At 38.6% G+C, this 9,286-nt stretch carries 8 protein-coding genes; 6 read left to right on the forward strand and 2 right to left on the reverse strand.

What is annotated here, in order from left to right; genetic code table 11:
• The first annotated feature begins 205 nt into the window (after nt 1-205).
• The 3 genes from dnaN to JIV24_RS14315 all read left to right on the forward strand — a co-directional run bounded on the left by dnaN (nt 206) and on the right by JIV24_RS14315 (nt 3,364).
• The gene (gene dnaN / locus JIV24_RS14305) at nt 206-1,333 is read left to right on the forward strand and encodes a DNA polymerase III subunit beta (RefSeq protein ID WP_200465740.1); all 1,128 of its coding nucleotides are present in this window, start codon (nt 206-208) and stop codon (nt 1,331-1,333) included.
• Between the two features lie 372 nt (nt 1,334-1,705).
• Nucleotides 1,706-2,908 (forward strand): tRNA 2-thiouridine(34) synthase MnmA, encoded by a 1,203-nt coding sequence (gene mnmA, locus JIV24_RS14310; RefSeq protein ID WP_200465741.1) that lies wholly within the window; start codon nt 1,706-1,708, stop codon nt 2,906-2,908.
• A gap of 12 nt (nt 2,909-2,920) precedes the next feature.
• Entirely contained in the window at nt 2,921-3,364 is a 444-nt protein-coding gene (locus JIV24_RS14315) for an alanyl-tRNA editing protein (RefSeq protein ID WP_234445839.1), read from the forward strand.
• Between the two features lie 67 nt (nt 3,365-3,431).
• Here JIV24_RS14315 and JIV24_RS14320 read toward each other — a convergent pair whose 3' ends face one another.
• Both JIV24_RS14320 and ppk1 read right to left on the reverse strand, forming a co-directional pair.
• Nucleotides 3,432-3,935: a SixA phosphatase family protein gene (locus JIV24_RS14320; RefSeq protein ID WP_200465742.1), complete on the reverse strand. Its 504-nt coding sequence runs from the start codon at nt 3,933-3,935 to the stop codon at nt 3,432-3,434.
• A 15-nt stretch (nt 3,936-3,950) separates the two neighbouring features.
• Complete coding sequence (gene ppk1, locus JIV24_RS14325) at nt 3,951-6,050, reverse strand: polyphosphate kinase 1 (protein ID WP_200465743.1); 2,100 nt, start codon at nt 6,048-6,050, stop codon at nt 3,951-3,953.
• A 77-nt stretch (nt 6,051-6,127) separates the two neighbouring features.
• Between ppk1 and JIV24_RS14330 the strand changes: the two genes are divergently transcribed.
• The 3 genes from JIV24_RS14330 (at nt 6,128) to JIV24_RS14340 (ending at nt 9,241) form a co-directional block, all read left to right on the forward strand.
• The gene (locus tag JIV24_RS14330) at nt 6,128-6,628 is read left to right on the forward strand and encodes a metallophosphoesterase family protein (RefSeq protein ID WP_200465744.1); all 501 of its coding nucleotides are present in this window, start codon (nt 6,128-6,130) and stop codon (nt 6,626-6,628) included.
• A gap of 585 nt (nt 6,629-7,213) precedes the next feature.
• A complete protein-coding gene (locus JIV24_RS14335) occupies nt 7,214-7,957 on the forward strand; it encodes a hypothetical protein (RefSeq protein ID WP_200465745.1) in 744 nt (247 codons plus the stop codon).
• Nucleotides 7,958-8,686: 729 nt separating this feature from the next.
• Nucleotides 8,687-9,241 carry an AbiU2 domain-containing protein gene (locus tag JIV24_RS14340; protein ID WP_200465746.1) on the forward strand — a complete coding sequence of 185 codons (555 nt, stop codon included), beginning with the start codon at nt 8,687-8,689 and terminating at the stop codon, nt 9,239-9,241.
• Nucleotides 9,242-9,286 lie beyond the last annotated feature (45 nt).

A 9,286-nucleotide genomic window follows, 5' to 3' on the forward strand; every position in this document is an offset into this window, starting at 1 on the left:
TTAAGGTCGTTCATTTATTCGTTTTTAAGTGAGTCGCATAAGATGTTAGTAACTCGTAATAAATAGGGGTATTATCGATTTTGTCAAGGCGCGTTTTTTCGTATCTTGCAACATGTGCTTTTGTTCTTAATTAAAGAAAATGTAAAAGCGCGTAATTAGCTGTTTTTTTGATATATTTGATAAAAACTAATAACTGTAAGAATTTATGAAATTTGTAGTTTCCAGTACAGAATTACTATCGCATCTACAAGCCATCAGTCGCGTGATTAGTAATAAAAGTACATTGCCAATTCTCGATAACTTTTTATTCGATTTAAAAGACAATAAACTTGTATTGACGGCTTCTGACCTTGAAGTAACGATGGTTACCTCTTTGGAAATAGATAATTCGGATGGAGAGGGGATTATTGCTTTACCATCTCGTATTCTATTGGAAACTTTGAAAAAATTTCCTGAGCAGCCTTTAAATTTCGATATTAACATGGAGTCATTTGGTGTTAATATTGTTACTGAGAAAGGTAAGTTCAGTATTGTAGGACAAAATGGTGCTGATTTCCCTGAACTACCTCAGTTGGATGCCGATAAGAGCTCAACTTTACAAATTGGTATTGATTTACTCGAGGTTGGTATTAATAAAACTCTTTTTGCTACTGCTGACGATGAATTACGACCGGTAATGAATGGGATCTTAGTTGAATTATCACCCGATAATATGACCTTTGTAGCTTCTGATTCTCACAAGTTGGTGCGCTATCGTCGATTAGATGCTAAAACTGAATTCTCGGCTTCGTTTATTTTACCAAAGAAACCTGCAGGACTTCTTAAAAATGTATTGCCAAAAGAAAGTGGTGAGGTCGCCATCGAATTTGATGATAAGAATGCCTTTTTTACATTACCAAATTACAAGTTGGTTTGTCGTTTGGTTGAAGGAAATTATCCTAGTTATAATGCAGTTATCCCACAGGATAATCCTTATAAAGTAATCATTGACAGAAGTGAATTTCACAATACTTTGGGTCGTGTGTCAATCTTCTCAAACCAGGCAAGTAATCTGGTGAAGCTAAAAATGACATCGGGTGAAATGGTTGTTTCTGCACAGGATATCGATTTTAGTATTTCTGCTCACGAGCGCTTGAGTTGTCAGTATGAAGGCGATGAAATGGAAATTGGATTCAAATCAGGTTTCCTGGCTGATATTCTGGATAATTTAAATTCTACTGATGTAATTTTAGAATTATCAGATCCATCACGTGCAGGTATTTTATTGCCATTTGAAAATGGTGAAAATGAAGAAGAACTAATGCTTCTGATGCCGATGATGATTAACGTATAAAATTGTTTGTACTTTTATATTGGGCCACTGCTTTTATTGAGTAGTGGCCTTTTTTATTTTAAGTATGAGTGGTCCGATAATTGTTAACGAGTGAAAAAGCTATATTCAGACTTGTTAGGAGCAGGAAATTCGCTTGTAAAAGCAAATATACCACCCCGCCTGTCGTCACCCTCCTAAAATTCAGAGCCTGTCCCGACTTTGTCGGGAAGGGGACGGGATTGCATCACTCTCCTTCTTTTGAAGGAGGAGTACCATAAAGTGGGGAGGTGGTTATAATGGATAAGAGCGATTTGCCTATTGTTATGAGGAGTGATTAAACTCAATAAAAAAACGTATTTTTGTGCGCTATTTGGCAAATAAGGAGATTTTAACATGCAAAAAAAGAAAGTTGTAATTGGCCTGTCTGGTGGAGTTGATTCAAGTGTAGCAGCCTATGTTTTAAAAGAGCAAGGGTATGAGGTTATTGGCCTGTTTATGAAAAACTGGCATGATACCACTGGTGTTTTAAAAGCCGATTGTCCATGGTTGGATGATCAATTTGATGCGCAGGCTGTTGCTATGAAGTTAGATATTCCTTTTCATACGGTTGACTTAAGTGATTTCTATCGTCAGCGTGTGGTTGATTATATGTTTGCCGAATATGAAAAAGGTCGAACGCCAAATCCGGATGTGTTGTGCAACCGTGAAATTAAGTTCGATGTTTTTATGGATAAGGCACTTGAGTTAGGTGCCGATTATGTGGCCACAGGGCACTATTGCCGCAAGGAAACAGTTCAGGTTGAAGGAAAAGAAGTGCATCGCTTACTGGCAGGAAGTGATGATAATAAAGATCAAAGCTACTTTTTGTGTCAGCTTAGTCAGAAGCAATTAGCCAAAGCGCTTTTTCCGATTGGAGATATCGTAAAGCCAGAAGTAAGACGTATAGCCAATGAGTTGAATTTAATTACGGCTCACAAAAAAGATTCTCAGGGTATTTGCTTTGTTGGAAAAGTGGATTTGCCTGTATTTCTGCAACAGAAGTTAGAACCTAAAAAAGGTCGTGTTTTTATTGTTGATAAAGATAGTGAGCTGTTTGTGCGAGATTGGAGTCAGGCGGATGCGGAACATCCAAGCGATGATGAATTAGAAGTTTTATCAAAACCTTATGCTTTTCATCCTAAACATGGTAAAAAGATAGGCGATCATAATGGGGCTCATTTTTATACTATTGGGCAACGAAAAGGACTAAATATTGGTGGTTTTCCAGAGCCCTTATTTATTGTAGGGACTAATGTTGAATACAATCAGGTATATGCTGGTATGGGAAAACAACATCCCGGATTGTTTCGAAAGGTATTGCGAATAATGCCTGATGAAATTCATTGGGTTCGTCATGATTTAGCGATGAATATTGGTGAATCCCGTCGATTGAATCTTCGAATCAGGTATCGACAACCACTTCAGAAAGGTATTCTTCATTGCCGCCAAAATGGTATGTTCATAGTGTTTGATGAGCCACAAAGGGGTATAACTGCCGGTCAGTTTGCTTCGTGGTATGATAATGATGAATTGATTGGCTCAGGTGTTATCTCATAAAATTGCCTATAGATGAAAGCTTATAATCCTGAAATGCACACCGCAGAACATGTCTTGAATCAGACAATGGTTAAGATGTTTGCTTGTGAGCGTTCATTTTCCAACCATTTGGAGCGTAAGAAATCGAAATGTGACTATCATTTTGATCGCGCTTTAACGGATTCAGAAGCGGAAGAAATAAATACAAGAGTGAATCAAGTGCTGTCTCAAAATATAGAAGTTACAGAAAGAACGCTTTTAAGAGATGAGGCAGCCAAAGAATTTGACTTAGATAAATTGCCAGATGCTTCAGGTGATGAAATACGTATCGTGCGGGTTGGGCATTATGATGCTTACCCTTGTATTGGAGCGCATGTGAATAACACTAAGGAAGTGGGTGAATTTGTATTGGGTTCAACAAGTTTTGATAATGGCGTTTTAAGGATACGATTTAAGTTAAAAAGACCGCAGAAGTAAAGCGCCATCCATGGTGTGTAGCGTTTATTGAGACCGAATATGTGGTTTTGTCGGTTCAGTAAAATGCTTATTTAAACATTTTGGGACTTATAAACCAATCAATCTTTCCTTCGCGTGCATTGACATTTTCCCAATTGTTGGTATCAAATGTAATAGCAATGCTTCCTGTTGTTGGGAAGTGTAAATAGTCGCTGTCTGTCAGGTTAATTGCTGTCATTGCTATTTCTGGATTGTGACCTACAATCATGATGCTGTCGTGCATGCCGCCAATTTGGGCAATGTAATTTAGGAGTTCAGAAGTTGTATAGCCATCGTAAATAAATTGTTCAAATACAATTTTACTTTCATCAATGCTCAATTTGTCAGCCAATAAAAGAGCTGTTTGCTTAGCTCGCACAGCCTTGCTGCTGATTAGTAAATCGGGCTTGAAATTTCGCTTAATCATATCGCTGGCCACCAATTTTGTATCACCATAGCCTCTGGGTTTTAGTTCGCGTTCGAAGTCTGATTTTGAACTCATATAACCCAATTGTTCTGTTTTTGCGTGACGAACTAGTACAATTGTTTTCATCTTCTTAAAAGCATTTTATGAAAGTTTATTTCGCATATTCTCTTCACGAACCATGTTATCTAATTGCAAGAGGTACTTGTACGATGCTTGTTGTGCTCTTAAAGCTTTCCCCTTTCCCTTAATAGGTACATTATTGAGGTTTTCATCAATTAATCGAACTTTAGTATTGTCCTCCAGCTGCATTTCGAGCATGGTCAGTATTTCGGCTTTTAACTCCGGCTGTTCAATGGGAAAGGCTGTTTCTATACGTCGATTTATATTTCGATTGAGCCAATCGGCTGACGACAGGAACATTTCAGTGTTGTTGTCATTTCCAAAGACCCAAATTCGTGCATGTTCCAGGTAACTATCTACCAATCGCAGAACTCTGATATTCTTACTATACTCTTGATTTGGAACCAGGCAGCAGATGCCTCTGACAATCAAATCAACTTTTACGCCAGCCTGGCTGGCCTCATATAGCTTAGAGATAAGGTTTTTATTTTGGATGCCATTCATTTTGAGTAAAATGTATCCATCCTTACCGCTCTTAGCCAAATCAATTTCTCTATTGATTCGGTTCATAATGCCTTTTCGCAAATTGATTTGCGTTATCAATAGTTTGTTAAGTTTTGGCTTTCGGCTTTGATCCTCAAGGTATTTGAACAGGCACTCCATGTCATCGAGGTAAGCATCGTTACAGGTGAAGAAACCATGGTCGGCATATGAGCGAGCTGTTTTCTCGTTGAAATTGCCAGTGCTTAAATAGGCAAATGAACGTTTTCTGACACCATTAGCCCTTCGAATTGCCAAAGCCATTTTTGCATGTACTTTCAAGCCAGGGATGCTGTATATTATTTTAATACCTGCTTTCTCCATCTGACGAGCAAAATACAGGTTGTTGGCTTCATCAAAACGCGCTTTTACTTCAACAAAAACGGTTACTTTCTTTTTGTTGTGAGCTGCAAATATTAATGCGCCAACTACTTCTGAGTTACTGGCCACACGATATTGGGTTACTTTTATTTCATCAACCTTATTATCAGTAGCTGCCTCGCGTAAAAACTGAATGACATAGTCAAAAGAGTGGTATGGGTAATGAAGCACACGTTCTTTTCGTTTTATGGCTTCAAACATTGAACCAGCCTCTTCTAACTCAAATGGTTTGATGGGTGTTGGCGTTTGCCATTCTAATTTGGGTGCGAATGGGTTTGGAAATGCAAAGAAGTCATGCAGGTTTTGATAACTACCTGTTTCAACCAGTTCAATGGGTTTAATGTCGAATGATCGCATTAAAAACTTCAAAACATCAGCGGGTATGGACCGGTCGTGATAAAGTCCGGCAGGGGTTCCCGTCTTTCTAAGAGCCAAATTTTTTCGGATCTTCTCAACCAGATCGCCCCAAAACTCATCATCAATTCCCAAATCGGCATTTCGGGCAATTTTTACACCCCAGCTTCCAACGACATCATAGCCCGGAAACAATTCAGGTAATCCGTAGCGAAGCGCATCATCCAGAAACATGTAATGATACTGATTGTCAATGCGAGGTAGCTTAATGAATCGCTTGTGGTCGTTAGTTGGCATTTTTATCAAGGCGTATTTGGCTCGCCTGCTCTTATTCTTTTTATCTTCTTTTTTCCTTTTTCGATATAGTTTAACAGCCAGGTATAAGCGATTGTCACGCATAAAACTACGTGTACCTTTGTTGAGTAATACCGGTTGGCAATAGGGGATGAGTTCAGTATGAAAGAAGTTGTGAATAAACTGCTTATGCTCCTTTTTTTTAGGGTAGCCTTCCAGGTGAAGCTTAATGCCACTTTGTTCCATTAGTGGAAGGATTTCGCCTTTAAATATTTTACTATATTCAATCCAGTGCTTTCCGACAATGGAATTTATTTGCTCAAGCACTTTTTCCGCACGTGGAATATCCGGATAGCTTTCGGGATGAAGGGTCGCATTGCGATACTCAGCAACCCTTACCTTATAAAATTCATCAAGGTTACTCGAATAGATAGCTAAGAACTTTAACCTTTCGAATAGGGGAAGGCTTGTATCTTTTGCTTCCTCCAATACGCGGTGGTTGAAAGATAGCCAGCTGATATCACGATTGAAAAATTGTTGTTCGATTGGCATAGTTCAGTCTCTTACTTGCTTAAAAATATTAAAAATAGGGTAGATTTGGCAATGATTTATAACATTTCGAAACGAGTATGACGAAAATAGGATTGCTTTCCGATACCCATTCTTATCTGGATGAGCGGTTTACAGAATTATTTAAAGATGTAGATGAAATATGGCATGCCGGTGATTTAGGTGATATTCGTGTTTTAGATAAATTACGTGCTTTTAAGCCGGTTAGGGCAGTGTTTGGCAATATTGATGGATTGGAAATCAGACAAGAGCTAAAGGCGCATGAGCGTTTTATGTGCGAAGAGGTTGATGTATGGATGACGCACATTGGTGGTTATCCCGGAAGGTACGATAATCTTGTAAAGAATTCTATTTATACCAATCCGCCAAAATTATTTATCACAGGACATTCGCACATTTTAAAAGTGATGTATGATAAAAAATTAGAGCTGCTTCATTTGAACCCGGGAGCTTGTGGTATATCCGGTTTTCATGCTGTGCGTACAGCCTTGCGTTTTTCTATCGATGGTGAGCTTATCAAGGATATGGATGTGATTGAGTTGGGGCCAAAAAAGGCGTAGTGCACTGGGCAATCGCTTTTAAGAAATATTGACCTAAGCAATGTAGCTTGGGACCCATTGTCGTATGTGGAGGGAAGAAAAATTTGGTGCATGATTTGTGAATCTTTAAATTTTTCCCGTAACAATGACGTAATGGGTAAGCGAATGCTTTAGTCGACGGCATTTTTGTCTACTTTTTGGGCTGGAGGCAAAAAGTAGAAGCCATTCCGGCTTGAGGAAATACGTTAAGTACGATGAAATTTTTAAAGGCGATAGCCCTGGCATAGTGCATAAGTCCCCATCGTGCCTGAATGTTTTACTTCAATTGCCATCAGTTATCAATCATCCGCTTCTTATTAAGGTATTAACCCATTAAGAAGGTAAATAGCCCAATAGTACACTCCTTAAAATATATTACGTTTAGTTATTTCGAATTATTTACAAGCCATTCGTCAATGATATTGAATTGCTTATGTAAGAAATAATGCCGTTTATCACAATGAGCTAAAATTATCCCTCAAAAACATGTTACGTCTTCCTGTTTCTGCAATTAACTAATGAGAACGCATTAAGCGACTCATTATTAATCAAACTAATCTATTTATTATGAATGAAGACAAGGTACTTCAGGAGATGCTTCCTGAAATTAAGGCAGTGAACAAAGAGGATATTAAGAGCTGTAATATCCCGATAAGTGTATTTGTACAGGAAGCAGGAAACCTGAACGAGCGTGTGAGCCTTGATATGGCCCAACTACTGGAAGTGGGCATGCCACCAGAGTTGCAACAGCGTCTTGGTTTACTTCGCGATGCTTTGTTTGCCGCCGAAGTCAACTGGCAGGAGCAACAGAGTGAACGAGAAAAAGCATTGGCATTGTGGAAAGAAAAATCGCCACACTTATACGCATTACGAAAGGAGATATTGGAGCACCTCGCCTTTGCTTTTCGCAAAGATGAGCGCCTGATGGAGCAGATTGCCGATATTGAAGAAGGCAGCTCACATGCCGATGCTATTGAAGATCTGGCACGATTAGCGGTATTGGGGGCACAAAACCCTGAGCTGGTGCAGGCTATTAACTACGATGCAGCCAGGTTTGACACGGCTGATGCCATGGTAAGTGAGATGAGTGGTGTGCTGTCGGCAGCTAACGGTTACCTTTACCGCGACGATGAAGGTAAATTGATAAGAGACAAATCCTATACCTTGCTTAAGGAAGTGGTGGACGAAATACGTGACTATGGTCGCTTCGTTTTCCGCAACGATCCGGAGCATGTAAAAGGTTATTCGAGCAAGTATGTTCGTGACAGAGCCCAGGCTTATCGTAGCTCAAAAAATGAACAACAAGTGTAATTGAGACGTCTCAGAATCAATAGGGTGCTTCGGCACCCTTTTTTGTATACCCGGTTTATTGAATGACTACCGGGCTGTGCGTGATAGGCCTTTGGTTTGATGTGATATGGAAGTCATTTGGCGTGATATCGTGTTACATGGGTGTGATATTGAACTTTGAGGGCGTGATATTGACATATTAGTGCGTGATGTGAAGGGGATTCCGCGTGATATGAGGGTACTTGTGCGTGATGTGTATATGGTTTGATGTGATGTGGAAGTCATCTGGCGTGATGTCGGGTTGTTTTGGCGTGATATTAAAGATAGAGGGAATGATGTTGACCTAAGCACCTGTGATGTGAGGGTAGTTGGAAATGATATGGGGGTGTAGGCTTGTGATGTTGGCTAAATATCGTGTGATATAGGAGTGGTATTGAGTGAGGTTAATACCTGTTTGATGCCAATCATTTATCAACATAAGGATGCCTATTTCGAAAATAATTTTAATTTTAGCATTGCTTAAGCGGAAATGACAATATCCTCAGGAGGGTGTAGTAAGGAGAGTTATTTTTAGATAGAACTTTAACCCTAAGCACAAAAGTATTGGCATGTTGATAGTGGGTATTGAAAATATATCGGTAATGTGCATAGAGATACAGAAGGGTTGTGCACAATTAATACAGATCGCTAATTATGGACATAAGGATTAGGAAAATATTCGATAACTGGGTTCACTTTAAGACAAAAGTGATGGAGTTTGAAGTGTTTTTCAATGATAATGAAAGTATTCGGGATTTAAGAGATGAGTTACTTCCGGACTTTTTCTTGGACTTATACGACTTTTACTGGGAAGATTTTCTAATAACTATTGCTCGACTTCTTGACAATCATAAGCAAGGGCAAAATTTGAATTTAACTTTATTTACATTAGTTGAGGTTCTTAAGGAAAAAGACAAAGAGACATTTAAAGACGTCAAAAATCAGTTGGATAATATTAAAGAAAAGTATAAAGACATAATTACGTATAGGCGAAAATGCCTAGCTCATTATGATTTAGACTATACAACTGGGACAAAAGATTTTGGTTCATCAACACACATTGATGAAGTTCATGCTTTTTTGGATTCAATGCTCGATATAATTAATAGGACACTAATTGCATTAGGAGAGAATCCCAAAACTAATTTAGTAATGTACCCTGGCAGATATCGTGGAGCAAAGGAGTTATTAAGAATTTTGGAAAAAGAAAAACAATCTAGAAATTTAGAAAATGGTAACTACTCACGTACTATTGTATTCTTCTAGATTAAGCAAACAGCTTCATTATTATTAGCTGCATTAAGGTGTAGA

The sequence above is a fragment of the Carboxylicivirga marina genome (assembly GCF_016612505.1).
In the GTDB taxonomy this organism is placed as follows: Bacteria; Bacteroidota; Bacteroidia; order Bacteroidales; family Marinilabiliaceae; genus Carboxylicivirga; species Carboxylicivirga marina.

Excerpts from the sequence above, each read along its gene's own strand:
- dnaN (WP_200465740.1), top strand. The coding sequence starts at position 206 with ATGAAATTTGTAGTTTCCAGTACAGAATTACTATCGCATCTACAAGCC.
- mnmA (WP_200465741.1), top strand. The coding sequence starts at position 1,706 with ATGCAAAAAAAGAAAGTTGTAATTGGCCTGTCTGGTGGAGTTGATTCA.
- JIV24_RS14315 (WP_234445839.1), top strand. The coding sequence starts at position 2,921 with ATGAAAGCTTATAATCCTGAAATGCACACCGCAGAACATGTCTTGAAT.
- JIV24_RS14320 (WP_200465742.1), bottom strand. The coding sequence starts at position 3,935 with ATGAAAACAATTGTACTAGTTCGTCACGCAAAAACAGAACAATTGGGT.
- ppk1 (WP_200465743.1), bottom strand. The coding sequence starts at position 6,050 with ATGCCAATCGAACAACAATTTTTCAATCGTGATATCAGCTGGCTATCT.
- JIV24_RS14330 (WP_200465744.1), top strand. The coding sequence starts at position 6,128 with ATGACGAAAATAGGATTGCTTTCCGATACCCATTCTTATCTGGATGAG.
- JIV24_RS14335 (WP_200465745.1), top strand. The coding sequence starts at position 7,214 with ATGAATGAAGACAAGGTACTTCAGGAGATGCTTCCTGAAATTAAGGCA.
- JIV24_RS14340 (WP_200465746.1), top strand. The coding sequence starts at position 8,687 with ATGGAGTTTGAAGTGTTTTTCAATGATAATGAAAGTATTCGGGATTTA.